This window comes from Pseudomonas sp. PIC25 (assembly GCF_002286785.1).
Lineage (GTDB): Bacteria > Pseudomonadota > Gammaproteobacteria > Pseudomonadales > Pseudomonadaceae > Pseudomonas_M.
Genome location: NZ_MUJY01000047.1, coordinates 65677 through 78545, shown reverse-complemented (window position 1 = coordinate 78545; position 12869 = coordinate 65677). Strand labels below are relative to the sequence as shown.

Sequence of the window (12869 nt, the reverse complement as noted above, 5' to 3'; positions counted from 1 at the left end):
CGCCCAAGGCCATCAAGGCCCAGGACGGTGAAGATTTCGAAGACCCGCTATCCAGTGGATCGGAAGGCTGCTCCGCTTAAGTGAACAGCATTACGCCGGAGCGGGCCCTTTCGGTCAAGAAGCGGGACTTCAGTCGTCGCTGAAAACGCCCAGAAGTTGCAGCAGGCTTACGAACAGGTTGTAGATCGAAACATACAGACTGATGGTCGCCATGATGTAGTTGCGTTCGCCGCCATGAATGATAGCGCTGGTCTGGAACAGGATGCATGCCGAGGAGAACAGCACGAAGCCTGCGCTGATCGCCAATTGCAGGCCGCTGATCTGAAAGAACAGACTGACCAGAACGGCACCGAGCAGTACGAAGAAGCCTGCGGTGATGAAGCCGGCCAGGAAACTCATGTCCTTGCGGGTAGTGAGCACGTAGGCCGACAGTCCGAAGAACACCAGTGCGGTCATGGCCAGGGCAGAGCTGACCACCTCGCCGCCGTTGGGCATGCTCAGGTAGAGGCTTAGGATCGGGCCCAGGGTATAACCCATGAAACCGGTCAGGGCGAAGGTGGAAACCAGACCCCACACCGAGTCGCGCAGCTTGGCGGTCAGGAAGAACAGCCCATAGAAGCCGATGAGCACCACCAGGAAGCCGGGGCGCGGGGCGTTCATCTGTTGTGCCACATACGCGACCAGACCGCTGAAGGCGAGGGTCATGGCCAGCAGGCCATAGGTATTGCGCAGGACGCGGCTGACTTCCAGCTGTCCTGTCTGAGCATGACTGAGTGCGTAATCGTGTTCGTGCATGGCAACGCTCCTGAGTTGAGTGGTCCGTGACTTGCGTCGCATCGATCATAACAGAGACGTCATGACTGCCAACTCGGAGAGTTTGACAGTGTGTTGCGATTCGGTACTATTGCCGCCCGCGCTTATGCGGAGGTGTGGCCGAGTGGTTTAAGGCAGCGGTCTTGAAAACCGCCGAAGGGGAGACTCTTCCGTGAGTTCGAATCTCACCGCCTCCGCCATCTAAATTCTCAAATCGGCGGCTCGAGTATTTTTGACGCTTGCTATTTGACGCGCGTGCGCCAAGCTAGGTCTACCCGTCCCTTTTTTGCTATGGTGGCCTGCACTCAAATAAGACCGCTACAGGGGCGGCTCTTGACGCACAACGAGGTGTCGCTTGATTAGGGTGCTGGTGGTCGACGACCACGATCTGGTTCGAACAGGCATCACGCGCATGCTGGCCGATATCGATGGCCTGCAGGTGGTTGGACAGGCCGATTCCGGCGAAGCAGCCCTGAAGAAAGCCCGCGAACTCAAGCCCGACGTCATCCTGATGGACGTCAAGATGCCCGGCATTGGCGGCCTCGAGGCAACCCGCAAACTCCAGCGCAGCCATCCCGATATAAAGGTGGTGGCGGTGACCGTGTGCGAAGACGACCCGTTCCCAACCCGACTGCTTCAGGCAGGTGCTGCCGGTTACCTGACCAAGGGTGCGGCACTGGAGGAAATGGTTCAGGCCATTCGCCTGGTGTTCGGCGGCCAGCGCTATATCAGCCCGCAGATCGCCCAGCAGCTTGCGCTCAAGTCTTTCGAGCCAAAGGTCAACGGGTCCCCGTTCGACCTGTTGTCCGAGCGGGAAATCCAGATCGCCCTGATGATCGCCAACTGCCAGAAAGTGCAGATTATTTCCGACAAGCTCAGTCTTTCGCCAAAAACGGTGAACACCTACCGCTATCGCATTTTCGAGAAGCTTTCGATCACCAGTGATGTCGAGCTGGCGTTGCTTGCGGTACGTCATGGCATGGTCGACGCCAGCAGCTGAGATGTCCCAGCCGTTCGATGCCAGCGCCTTCCTGGCCACCTGCAGTGGCCGTCCCGGTGTCTACCGCATGCTCGATGCGGACGGCAAGCTGCTCTATGTGGGCAAGGCCAAGAACCTCAAGAAGCGTCTTTCGAGCTATTTCCGCAAGACCGGCCTGGCCCCCAAGACCGCTGCGCTGGTAGGTCGGATCGCTCAGGTCGAAACCACTATCACGGCCAACGAGACAGAAGCGCTGCTGCTCGAGCAGACCCTCATCAAGGAATGGCGACCGCCGTACAACATCCTGTTGCGGGACGATAAGTCCTATCCCTATGTCTATCTTTCCGATGGCAACTTCCCCCGGCTGAGCATTCACCGCGGGGCGAAGAAGGCGAAAGGACGTTACTTCGGCCCTTATCCCAGCGCCGGGGCTATCCGCGAGAGCCTGGCGCTGTTGCAGAAGGGCTTCCTGGTTCGCCAGTGCGAAGACAGCTACTTCAAGAACCGCACCCGGCCTTGCCTCCAGTACCAGATCAAGCGTTGCAAGGGGCCCTGCGTCGGGTTGGTGACGCCGGAGGAATATGCCGAGGATGTCCGGCACTCGATCATGTTCCTCGAGGGGCGCAGCAACGCACTGGCCGAAGAGCTTTCCGCCGAGATGGAGCAGGCCGCGATGCGCCTCGATTTCGAGCGGGCCGCACAATTGCGCGATCAGGTGGCGCTGCTGCGCCGTGTCCAGGATCAGCAAAGCATGGAGGGTGGGAGCGGTGACGTGGACGTGGTCGCTGCCATCGTCACACCGGGCGGTGCCTGCGTACACCTGATCAGCGTTCGGGGCGGACGCGTGCTAGGCAGCAAGAACTTCTTCCCCCAGGTCGGCATCGAGGAAGAGACGAACGAGGTGCTGCTGGCTTTCCTCGCCCAGTATTACCTGGGAAGCCAGGAGCGCGACCTGCCGTCGGAGCTGATCGTTAACACCGTGCATGAGGACTTCGCCACCCTGGCTGCCGCGATCAGCGAACTTCGTGGCCGGGCGCCGGCGATCAGCCACCGTGTTCGCGGTACGCGTTCTCGCTGGCAACAACTCGCCGTCACCAACGCCGAGCAGGCATTGGGGGCGCGCCTGGCCAACCGTCAGCATCTGGCCGCGCGTTTCGATGCACTGGCCGAAGCCCTGGAGCTGGACGAACCGCCCGCGCGCCTCGAATGCTTCGACATCAGTCACTCCAGCGGTGAGGCGACGGTCGCCTCCTGCGTGGTGTTCGGGCCGGAGGGCCCGCTGAAGTCCGATTACCGGCGCTACAACATCGAAGGCGTGACTGCGGGGGACGATTATGCTGCCATGCACCAGGCTCTGACCCGTCGCTTCAGCAAGTTGAAGGAGGGAGAGGGCAAGTTGCCGGATATTCTTCTGGTGGACGGCGGCAAGGGGCAGTTGGCAATGGCTCAAGATGTATTGCAGGAGCTGGCCGTTCCCGACCTGATCCTGCTCGGGGTCGCCAAGGGCGTCACGCGAAAGCCCGGTTTCGAAACGCTGTACCTGAACGATGCAGCCCATGAGTTCACCTTGCCGGCCGACTCGCCCGCCTTGCATCTTATTCAGCAGGTTCGTGATGAAGCACACCGTTTTGCGATCACCGGACATCGGGCGCGACGCGGCAAGGCTCGGCGCACGTCGACGTTGGAAGACGTGGCCGGGGTGGGTCCCAAGCGCCGGCGCGAGTTGCTCAAGCATTTCGGCGGGCTCCAGGAACTGGCAAGGGCCAGTGTCGACGAGATCGCCAAGGCTCCGGGCATCAGCAAAAAACTGGCGGAGTCGATTTATGCCGCCTTGCACAGCGAGTAGAATCGCACCGGCATGGTTTTCGTGGCGTGCGACGGGCTGACCGGCGAGCCGCCAAGTCTGAGGAACAAGGAGAGGCGTTTGCTCATCCCAGTAGAGAGACGAATGACGAAACCCGGCTACACGACAACGCTTTCCCTTCGAGCAGTGCGGCCCGCCGTGCTGGCAAACCTTCCCCGGATCTCTGCTCAGTCGCATCGATGAATATCCCCAATCTGCTCACCGTACTGCGCGTTCTACTGATTCCAGTCTTTATTCTGTTCTTCTACCTGCCGTTTTCCTGGAGCTACTGGGCGGCGAGTGCCGTGTTCGCTCTCGCCAGCGTGACGGACTGGCTGGATGGCTATCTGGCGCGGCGTTTGGAGCAGAGCACGCCATTCGGCGCCTTCCTCGATCCGGTAGCGGACAAGCTGATGGTGGCGGTCGCATTGGTCCTGCTGGTAGAAGAGCACGCCAATCTCTGGCTGACGTTGCCGGCTGCAATCATTATCGGCCGTGAAATCGTGGTCTCAGCGTTGCGGGAGTGGATGGCGGAGCTGGGAGCCCGTGCACAGGTGGCGGTTTCCAATCTGGGTAAATGGAAAACCGCGGCGCAAATGGCTGCCCTGATCATCCTGTTGGGCAATCCGCCGGTTCTGACGTTCTGGGTGGGGCTTGGCTACGTGCTTCTGCTGGTTGCAGCGGGGCTCACGCTGTGGTCCATGCTGAATTACCTGATGGCCGCCTGGCCGCATCTCAGCACCACGCCGGAAAAGAAATAACTATTTTTGAATCAAAGGCTTGACGGCGCGATTCGAATCTATAGAATGGCGCCCGTCACCACGATGCGGGAATAGCTCAGTTGGTAGAGCACGACCTTGCCAAGGTCGGGGTCGCGAGTTCGAGTCTCGTTTCCCGCTCCAAATCGTTCGACGTTGACGCCGCAGTATGCGGCGTCTTCGTTTGAGGCCGGGTGGCAGAGTGGTCATGCAGCGGATTGCAAATCCGTGTACGCCGGTTCGATTCCGACCTCGGCCTCCACTATAGAAAAGCCCCGTAGGTCATTGATCTACGGGGTTTTTTCTTTACGGATCGGCAATCGGAAAAGCTGTGGCATGCTTGCTTCGGAGAGGGTGGCTGTATATATTCCTGCCCTCGTTTCGGCGCCACCTGCGCCGTCGCCACGCTTCACAGCGCTACCGCCCGGATGGCGAAATCGGTAGACGCAAGGGACTTAAAATCCCTCGGGGGCAACCCCGTGCCGGTTCGACCCCGGCTCCGGGCACCACACCGTCTTGCTACCGATTGCGGAACCCAGCGCCCCCGCCGTCCTTCTCTCCTTTCCTTATCGAACGAACTGGCTCAGCGGCGTTCGGCGATGCCCTCTGTGCAATTTGTCACTTTGTCGGCGTTTTCAGGGAACTGACGCTCTCGCTTGTGGACCTATCATGGCATGCGGGGTCATTCTGCCGGTCGATCCTGTGGTCTGGACTCCAATGACAAACGGACCATTCGGAAGGAGCGGGCGACTTGAATCGGAATCAGAGGTTAGTGTGGTAGGCGTATGAAACGGAACGCTCAGGGAGCGCCTGAGACATGCTGACGGAGGACGTACAACCGTTCGTCAAAGAGGGCGACACGGTTCTGTCGGAGCATGACCGCGTCTGGGCCTTGGTCCCGGATATCCTGGCTATCGCCTCGCATGAGGGATGTTTTCTTCGTGTGAATCCGGCATTCAGCGACATCCTCGGGTGGACCGAGAAAGAGGCGACGAGGAATTCCCTGCAGACCCTCGTCCATCCTGAACAGGAGGAAACCCTGGTTGGCCAGCTCGAGAACCTGGGCAGGGGGCTCCCCATGCAGCGCTTCGAGCTACGCCTGCTACACAAGACAGGTGGTTATCGCTGGATTTCCTGGTCGGCAACTCGCAAGGGCGACTGCTTTTATCTCGTCGGGCGCGATGTCACCTGGGAAAAGGAGGCGGCTGCCGCGAGGCATTCCATTCAGGGGGCGTTGTATCAGGCTCAGAAGATGGAAGCCCTCAGTCAGTTGGCCGGGAGGATCTCCCATGACATCAATAACCTGCTCACCAGCATCGTATTCGGCCTGGACCTGCTGAATCGCCGGCTGGCGTCCGGACGCGTCCAGGAACTCGACCAGCTCATCGAGGTGGCATTGACGTCCGCGCAGCGGGCCACGGACAGGACGCAACAGTTGCTCGCGTTCGCCCGCAAACAGCCGTTGGATATCCGGCCTGTCGATGTCAATCAACTGATCACCCAGCTTCTGCCCGAATTGGAGCAAAGCCTGGGCACGCAGAACCGTCTGAGTGTGGACACGTCGGAGGGCATTTGGCTGGCATCGAGTGATCGCCTGCATCTGGAAAACACGCTCATCCAATTGATGACCAATGCGCGCGAAGCGATGCCGGAGGGGGGCAGCGTCACCTTGAGCACCAGCAACGCGCACCTGGACGCGGCGGCGACGGAGGGCTGCATCGGTCTCGAACCGGGCGATTACGTCCAGATCTCCCTGAAAGACAGTGGTATCGGTATGCCCCATGCCGTTCTGGAGCGGGTGTTCGATCCGTTCTTCACCACCAAGCCGGCCAGTGGCGACGTGGGGCTGGGACTGTCGATGATCTATGGTTTCGTACGCCAGGTGAGGGGGCACGTCCGGATCGACAGCGAGCTTGGGCGCGGCACGCTGGTCAGACTCTATTTTCCGAGAAGCGACGGTAACGAAGGAGTCCATTGATGCAGGAAAATTCCGTTGCTCTCGGGCTCCCTCCGAATGGTAGGCATGGCGGGGCGCCGCAGGTGTTAGTCGTCGACGATCGTTTCCTGGATCTCCTGCCGGTTGCCATCTATGTCTGCGATGCCGCGGGATTCATCGTCCGCTACAACCGCAAGGCTTGCGAACTCTGGGGCCGGACGCCACGCCTGGGCGACAAGGACGAGCGCTTCTGTGGGGCCCATCGCTTGTTTTGGCCGGACGGGCGCCCGCTGCCCCATGCGGAAACTCCCATGGCGGCGACCTTGCGCAACGGCATTCCTGCCAGTGATCTCGAAGTCCAGATCGAGCAACCCGACGGGAAAAGAGTCTGGGTACTGGTCAATATCAATCCGCTGTTCACCGAAAACGGACAGTTGAACGGTGCGGTCAATTGCTTCCAGGACATCAGCGCACGGAAGCGGGCCGAGCAGGCGCTGCGTGACAGCCAGGGCTTTCTCCGAGCGGTAGTCGAGGCGAATCCGGAATGCGTGAAGATCGTCTCGTCCGAAGGCGCGTTGTTACAGATCAATTCAGCGGGGCTGGCCTTGCTCGAGGCGGATGATCTCAACGAAGTCATCGGACAGCCCATGCGCACCTGGATCGCCGCCGAACACCGCGAGCAATGGCAGCAACATCATGAGCAGGTCTGCCAGGGCATGCAGCGGACCTGGGAGTACGACCAGGTCGGTCTGAAAGGAACGCGCCGGCACATGGAGACCCATGCCGTGCCACTGCGCATGCCTGACGGAAGCCAGGCCCAGCTCGCCGTGACGCGGGACATCACGCGGCGCAGGCAGGACGAAAGAGCCCTGCGCCAGAGCGAGCAGCACATGCGCAATCTGCTCGACGGCCTGTCGGCGGCGATCTATACCACCGACGCCTGTGGGCGGATCAATTACTTCAACGAGGCGGCAGCCCGACTTTGGGGGCACAGGCCGCCCCTGGGAGAGACCGAGTGGTGCGGCTCCTGGCTATTGCGCTGGCCGGACGGTTCGCCGATGGCGCATGACGAATGCCCGATGGCGACCACGCTCAAGCAGGGACGGGCCATCCATGGCGAAGCGATCGCCGAGCGGCCCGACGGTACCCAGGTCCCGTTCGCGGCGTATCCCATGCCGCTGCGCAATAGCGACGGCGAGTTGATCGGCGCGGTGAACATGCTGGTCGACATCAGCCAGCACAAGCGGGCCGAAGCGCGCCAGTCGTTGCTGATCCATGAGCTCAACCATCGGGTGAAGAACACCTTGGCGACGGTTCAATCCATTGCCACGCAGAGCCTTCGTAATGCGAAGTCGGTCAGGGACTTCAGCGCCAGCTTTTCCTCCCGTCTGATCGCCCTGAGCAAGGCCCATGACCTGCTTACCCATAGCCATTGGGAGGGGGCCAGCCTGCGCTCGGTCATGATGCAGGAGTTCGCCCCATACTGGACGATCGGAACGCCGCGCATCTGCCTGACGGGCGAGGACATCGGACTGGGGCCACGTGCCGCGCTGACCCTGGCAATGGCGTTCCATGAGCTGACCACCAATGCGGCGAAATATGGCGCGCTCTCTTACCCGGAAGGGCGGCTGGATGTTTCCTGGCGAATGGAGGACAGCAGTCACGGGGAAATGCTCGCGCTCGAATGGCGTGAACGGGATGGTCCCGAGGTCGTACCGCCGAGCCGGCAGGGCTTCGGTACTCGTCTGGTGGAGCGCAGCATCGTGCACGAGCTGAGCGGCGATGTTCACTTCACCTATTGTCGCGAGGGACTTTGCTGTCGCATCCGCTTCCCCCTCGAAGAAGCCAATGCATCGGAGGTTCCGGAACTGATATGACGGGGACGGAGATTGATGGCTGTCGGGTATTGCTCATCGAAGACGAAACCCTTGTGGCCTTTCTTCTCGAAGATATTCTGCTGGAGCTCGGTTGTACGCTGGTTGGCCTGGCAGCGTCCGTGGATGAAGGGCTGAGGCTGGCGAGCAGCGTCGAGGCGGACATCGCGATCCTGGATATCAATGTCGCGGGCGTTCAGGTCTATCCGGTCGCGGAACGGCTGGCCGAGCGCCGGATTCCCTTCGTCTTCTCCACCGGCTACGGTGCCAGCGGCTTGCCCGAGCGTTGGCAGGACCGCCCGGTCCTGAGCAAGCCCTACATGCTGTCCGACCTGGAGTCGGCTCTGCGGACCGCGCTGAACCTCTCCTGATTCCGATTGGTATCGTCATCAGGTTGTCTTGTCTTCGTCACATCGCTGCCATTGTCGTTGGTTGCAATTGCGGAAACTCATCGAGAGAGGGTGCCGCAATGCGACTGAGCGTGATCGGTGCGGGCTATGTGGGGCTGGTGACGGCGGCTTGTTTCGCCGAGATGGGCAATCGTGTGGTGTGTGTCGAGCGCGATCCCTTTCGTCTTTCCCGGCTCGCCCGGGGCGAGGTGCCCATCTACGAGCCGGGGCTGGACGGCATTCTGAAAAGCCAGCTCGCCAGTGGCCGTCTGAGCTTCACACAGCGGCTCGACGAAGGCGTGCACCAGGCCGAGGTGATTTTCATCGCCGTCGGGACGCCGAGCGGGGAAGACGGCTCGGCGGATCTCTCCCATGTTCTCGCGGTGGCCGACGAACTCGGCGACTGCCTGACCGCTCCCTGCGTGGTGGTAGACAAGTCCACGGTTCCCGTGGGGACCGCCGAACAGGTCTCGCAGCGCATCCAGGCGCGCTTGTCGGCGCGGTGCCAGCGGTTCCGGGTGCCGGTGGCGAGTAACCCGGAGTTCCTCAAGGAGGGCTCGGCCGTCGAGGATTTCATGCGACCGGATCGGGTCATCCTCGGCTGCGACGAGCCGGACACCGCCGAATTGCTGCGGCGGCTGTACGCGCCTTTCCTGCGTAACCACGAGCGAGTGCTGTGCATGAGCGTACGGGCGGCGGAATTTAGCAAGTACGCGGCCAACGCCTTTCTCGCCACCAAGATTTCCTTCATGAACGAAATGGCCGGCATCTGTGCCCGGCTCGGCGTGGACATCGAGGATGTGCGCCGGGGCATTGGCAGCGACCGGCGTATCGGTACCCATTTCATCTATGCCGGTTGCGGCTATGGCGGATCGTGCTTTCCCAAGGACGTACGGGCGCTGATTCGCACGGCCGAGCAGGAAGGCTTCGAGCCGGACATCCTGCGCGCCGTGGAAGCGCGCAATGCGCTGCAGAAGACCTTGCTGTTCCAGGCCTTGCACGCGCATTTTGGCGGGCGCTTGCAGGGCAAGGTGGTGGCGCTATGGGGGCTGTCGTTCAAGCCGGGGACGGACGACCTGCGCGAAGCCCCCAGCCTTGTCCTGCTGGAGGCCCTGCTCAAGGCCGGAGCTAGAGTCCAGGCCTACGATCCGGTGGCTAATGCCGGAGTCGCCGCGCGCTATCCCATCGCAACGGAGAATGGACAGTTGCGCTTCGGCGAGTCACCCTATGCAGCGACCGAAGGCGCCGATGCGCTGGTCCTGCTGACGGAGTGGAAACAATTCCGCCAGCCCGACTTTCTTCAGGTCCGTGCAGCGATGCGAACCCCGACATTGTTCGACGGTCGTAACCTGTACGATCCGGTCCAGATGGCGGAACTGGGATTCATCTACCAGGGTATAGGACGCCCACGGGCCGGACAGCGCAAGGCAAGCGCCGCCTGAGAAAGGCGGCGTTGTTTTATTTTCGGAATCCGCCGTCCTAAGGACTCTCATGATCAAGAAATGCCTGTTTCCCGCCGCCGGTTATGGCACTCGCTTCCTACCTGCCACCAAGGCCATGCCCAAGGAAATGCTCCCAGTGGTGAACAAGCCACTGATCCAGTACGGGGTCGAAGAAGCCTTGCAGGCAGGTTTGTCGCAGATCGCCATGGTCACCGGGCGCGGCAAGCGCTCGCTGGAAGACCACTTCGACATCAGCTATGAGCTGGAACACCAGATTCGTAACACCGACAAGGAAAAGTACTTGGTCGGGATTCGTCGCCTGATCGACGAATGTACGTTCTCCTATACCCGCCAGATCGAAATGAAGGGCCTTGGCCACGCCATCCTCAGCGGCCGTCCGCTGATCGGTGATGAGCCGTTCGCCGTCGTCCTGGCCGACGACCTCTGCTTCAATCTGAACGGTGACGGCGTCCTCAGCCAGATGGTCAAGCTGTACAACCAGTTCCGTTGCTCCATCGTCGCCATCGAGGAAGTGCCGCCGGAAGAGACCAACAAGTACGGCGTGATCGCCGGCGAGATGATCCGCGACGACATCTACCGGGTGAACACCATGGTGGAGAAGCCCAAGCCGGAAGACGCTCCGTCCAACCTGGCGATCATCGGCCGCTACATTCTGACCCCGGACATCTTCGAACTGATCGAGCAGACCGAGCCGGGCAAGGGCGGCGAAATCCAGATCACTGACGCCCTGATGAAGCAGGCCCAGGATGGCTGTGTGCTGGCCTACAAGTTCAAGGGCCAGCGTTTCGACTGCGGTAGCGCGGAAGGCTACATTGAAGCTACCAATTTCTGCTTCGAGCATTTCTACAAGCCGGGCAAGGCGTTTTAAGTCCTAACCGGTTGGCGACCAGGGGGAGCGAAGGATTCGCTCCCCTTGTCGTTCTAGGGGGAGCCTACGGAATCGGCATGGTTTCCGAGCCAGGCCCGAGCGGCTGCCCGTAGCTGAACTCGACGTAATTGCCCGCCGGGTCGCGCAGACCGCAGTAATACCCCACTGGATAAGGCTCATCGCGTGGCGGCCAGATCAGGCAGCCGGCAGCGTCCGCCTTCCGTGCGATGGCATCCACCGCCTCGCGGCTGTCCAGCGCGAAACCGAAATGACTGTAGTCGTCCACGGCCAGATAACGGTCCTGCCCACCAGGCATGATCACGAAGATGAAGCTGTGCTCCTTGCCCGGCTCGGCCATCCAGACGATGCGCGAACCCTTGCCGGCGCGCTCGTGGAACACCCGCATGCCGCAGAACTCTTCATAGAAACGGATACAAGCGTCCAGGTCCGGCACATGCAGGGCCAGATGGGTGAGGGTAGGGCGCATGAGGTTTCCTCCTCCGTCGGGACACTCGAAGCTTAGGCCGAAGTGCGGTGCCAGGGTTCTCTTGCGCTATGCTGGCGGCCTGAAAAGGAGAACAGCGATGGCTTTTGACTTCGACTTATTCGTGATCGGCGCCGGCTCCGGCGGTGTGCGGGCGGCGCGTTTCTCGGCCGGCTTCGGCGCCCGCGTAGCGGTGGCCGAGAGTCGCTACCTGGGCGGTACCTGTGTCAACGTCGGCTGCGTACCGAAGAAACTGCTGGTTTATGGCGCCCACTACGCGGAAGACTTCGAACAGGCGCGTGGCTACGGTTGGAGCACGGGGGAGCCGGTGTTCGACTGGCCGAGCCTGATCGCCAACAAGAATCGTGAAATCCAACGCCTCAACGGCATCTACCGCAACCTGCTGTTGGATAATGGCGTCACCCTGCTGGAAGGCCATGCCCGTTTGTGCGACGCCCACACCGTCGAAGTGGACGGGAAGCGCTACAGCGCTGCCCATATCCTGATCGCCACCGGTGGCTGGCCGCAGATTCCCGACATTCCCGGACGCGAGCACGCCATAGATTCCAACGATGCCTTCTACCTGCCCGAATTGCCGAAACGCGTGCTGGTGGTGGGTGGGGGATACATCGCGGTGGAATTCGCCTCCATCTTCAATGGATTGGGTGCCAGCACTTCGCTGCTGTACCGCCGTGACCTGTTCCTGCGCGGCTTCGACAAGGCCGTGCGTGTCCACCTGCGCGACGAGTTGCTGAAGAAGGGCATGGACCTGCAATTCAATGCCGACATCGCCCGCATCGACAAACGGCCCGACGGTAGCCTGGCTGCGACCCTCAAGGACGGCCGAGTGCTTGAAACCGACTGCGTGTTCTACGCCACCGGCCGCCGTCCGATGCTGGACAACCTCGGCCTGGAGAACCTCGACATCCGCCTCGACGAGCGCGGCTTCATCCAAGTGGACGAGGCGTACCGCACCAGCGAGGCTTCGGTGTTCGCCATCGGCGACGTGATCGGCCGGGTGCAATTGACTCCCGTCGCGCTGGCAGAAGGCATGGCTGTCGCACGGCACTTGTTCAAGCCCGAGGAATACCGCCCGGTGGATTACCAGACGATTCCCACCGCGGTCTTCAGCCTGCCGAACATCGCCACCGTCGGGATGACCGAGGAGCAGGCACGAGAGGCGGGGCATAAGGTGACGGTCTACGAAAGCCGCTTCCGGCCGATGAAGCTGACCCTCACCGACAACCTCGAACGCACCCTGATGAAGCTGGTGGTGGATGCCGAGAGCGACCGCGTGCTGGGCTGCCACATGGTCGGCCCGGAGGCCGGCGAGATCATTCAGGGACTGGCCGTGGCGCTGAAAGCCGGCGCCACCAAGCGGATATTCGACGACACCATTGGTATCCACCCCACGGCGGCCGAAGAGTTCGTCACCATGCGCATCCCGACGGCGATCTGAAGA

General features: G+C 61.4%; 11 protein-coding genes and 4 tRNA genes. 13 read left to right on the top strand and 2 right to left on the bottom strand.

Annotation, left to right across the window (positions count from 1 at the left end; all coding sequences use genetic code 11):
- Window positions 1–129 precede the first annotated feature (129 nt).
- The gene (locus BZL41_RS04910; RefSeq protein WP_095598256.1) at window positions 130–795 is read right to left on the bottom strand and encodes a Bax inhibitor-1/YccA family protein; all 666 of its coding nucleotides are present in this window, start codon (window positions 793–795) and stop codon (window positions 130–132) included.
- Between the two features lie 128 nt (window positions 796–923).
- Here BZL41_RS04910 and BZL41_RS04905 point away from each other — a divergent pair.
- The 12 genes from BZL41_RS04905 (at window position 924) to galU (ending at window position 10923) form a co-directional block, all read left to right on the top strand.
- A tRNA-Ser gene (locus BZL41_RS04905) sits at window positions 924–1013 on the top strand.
- Between the two features lie 155 nt (window positions 1014–1168).
- A complete protein-coding gene (gene uvrY, locus BZL41_RS04900; protein WP_095598255.1) occupies window positions 1169–1813 on the top strand; it encodes a UvrY/SirA/GacA family response regulator transcription factor in 645 nt (214 codons plus the stop codon).
- Between the two features lies 1 nt (window position 1814).
- Window positions 1815–3638, top strand: a complete 1824-nt coding sequence (gene uvrC / locus BZL41_RS04895) for an excinuclease ABC subunit UvrC (protein WP_095598254.1) — start codon at window positions 1815–1817, stop codon at window positions 3636–3638.
- A 197-nt stretch (window positions 3639–3835) separates the two neighbouring features.
- On the top strand, window positions 3836–4396 hold the full coding sequence (gene pgsA, locus BZL41_RS04890) for a CDP-diacylglycerol--glycerol-3-phosphate 3-phosphatidyltransferase (protein WP_084333640.1): 561 nt from the start codon (window positions 3836–3838) through the stop codon (window positions 4394–4396).
- 65 nt (window positions 4397–4461) lie between these two features.
- Window positions 4462–4537, top strand: a tRNA-Gly gene (locus BZL41_RS04885).
- 44 nt (window positions 4538–4581) lie between these two features.
- Window positions 4582–4655, top strand: a tRNA-Cys gene (locus BZL41_RS04880).
- Between the two features lie 160 nt (window positions 4656–4815).
- Window positions 4816–4902 (top strand) — tRNA-Leu (locus BZL41_RS04875).
- A 308-nt stretch (window positions 4903–5210) separates the two neighbouring features.
- A complete protein-coding gene (locus BZL41_RS04870) occupies window positions 5211–6371 on the top strand; it encodes an ATP-binding protein (protein WP_095598253.1) in 1161 nt (386 codons plus the stop codon).
- Window positions 6372–6433: 62 nt separating this feature from the next.
- The gene (locus tag BZL41_RS04865; protein ID WP_168190949.1) at window positions 6434–8206 is read left to right on the top strand and encodes a sensor histidine kinase; all 1773 of its coding nucleotides are present in this window, start codon (window positions 6434–6436) and stop codon (window positions 8204–8206) included.
- Window positions 8203–8574: a response regulator gene (locus tag BZL41_RS04860; protein ID WP_095598251.1), complete on the top strand. Its 372-nt coding sequence runs from the start codon at window positions 8203–8205 to the stop codon at window positions 8572–8574. Before BZL41_RS04865 ends, BZL41_RS04860 begins: the two co-directional genes overlap by 4 nt.
- Window positions 8575–8672: 98 nt before the next feature.
- A complete protein-coding gene (locus BZL41_RS04855) occupies window positions 8673–10034 on the top strand; it encodes a UDP-glucose/GDP-mannose dehydrogenase family protein (RefSeq protein ID WP_095598250.1) in 1362 nt (453 codons plus the stop codon).
- Between the two features lie 49 nt (window positions 10035–10083).
- The gene (gene galU / locus BZL41_RS04850) at window positions 10084–10923 is read left to right on the top strand and encodes a UTP--glucose-1-phosphate uridylyltransferase GalU (protein WP_095598249.1); all 840 of its coding nucleotides are present in this window, start codon (window positions 10084–10086) and stop codon (window positions 10921–10923) included.
- A gap of 64 nt (window positions 10924–10987) precedes the next feature.
- Here the strand turns inward: galU and BZL41_RS04845 are convergent, their stop codons facing one another.
- Window positions 10988–11410 carry a VOC family protein gene (locus BZL41_RS04845; protein ID WP_095598248.1) on the bottom strand — a complete coding sequence of 141 codons (423 nt, stop codon included), beginning with the start codon at window positions 11408–11410 and terminating at the stop codon, window positions 10988–10990.
- A 97-nt stretch (window positions 11411–11507) separates the two neighbouring features.
- Here BZL41_RS04845 and gorA point away from each other — a divergent pair, with 97 nt between their 5' ends.
- Window positions 11508–12866, top strand: coding sequence for a glutathione-disulfide reductase (gene gorA / locus BZL41_RS04840; protein WP_095598247.1), 1359 nt, complete (start codon window positions 11508–11510; stop codon window positions 12864–12866).
- Window positions 12867–12869 lie beyond the last annotated feature (3 nt).

Excerpts from the sequence above, each read along its gene's own strand:
- BZL41_RS04910 (WP_095598256.1), bottom strand. The coding sequence starts at position 795 with ATGCACGAACACGATTACGCACTCAGTCATGCTCAGACAGGACAGCTG.
- uvrC (WP_095598254.1), top strand. The coding sequence starts at position 1,815 with ATGTCCCAGCCGTTCGATGCCAGCGCCTTCCTGGCCACCTGCAGTGGC.
- pgsA (WP_084333640.1), top strand. The coding sequence starts at position 3,836 with ATGAATATCCCCAATCTGCTCACCGTACTGCGCGTTCTACTGATTCCA.
- BZL41_RS04870 (WP_095598253.1), top strand. The coding sequence starts at position 5,211 with ATGCTGACGGAGGACGTACAACCGTTCGTCAAAGAGGGCGACACGGTT.
- BZL41_RS04860 (WP_095598251.1), top strand. The coding sequence starts at position 8,203 with ATGACGGGGACGGAGATTGATGGCTGTCGGGTATTGCTCATCGAAGAC.
- BZL41_RS04855 (WP_095598250.1), top strand. The coding sequence starts at position 8,673 with ATGCGACTGAGCGTGATCGGTGCGGGCTATGTGGGGCTGGTGACGGCG.
- galU (WP_095598249.1), top strand. The coding sequence starts at position 10,084 with ATGATCAAGAAATGCCTGTTTCCCGCCGCCGGTTATGGCACTCGCTTC.
- BZL41_RS04845 (WP_095598248.1), bottom strand. The coding sequence starts at position 11,410 with ATGCGCCCTACCCTCACCCATCTGGCCCTGCATGTGCCGGACCTGGAC.
- gorA (WP_095598247.1), top strand. The coding sequence starts at position 11,508 with ATGGCTTTTGACTTCGACTTATTCGTGATCGGCGCCGGCTCCGGCGGT.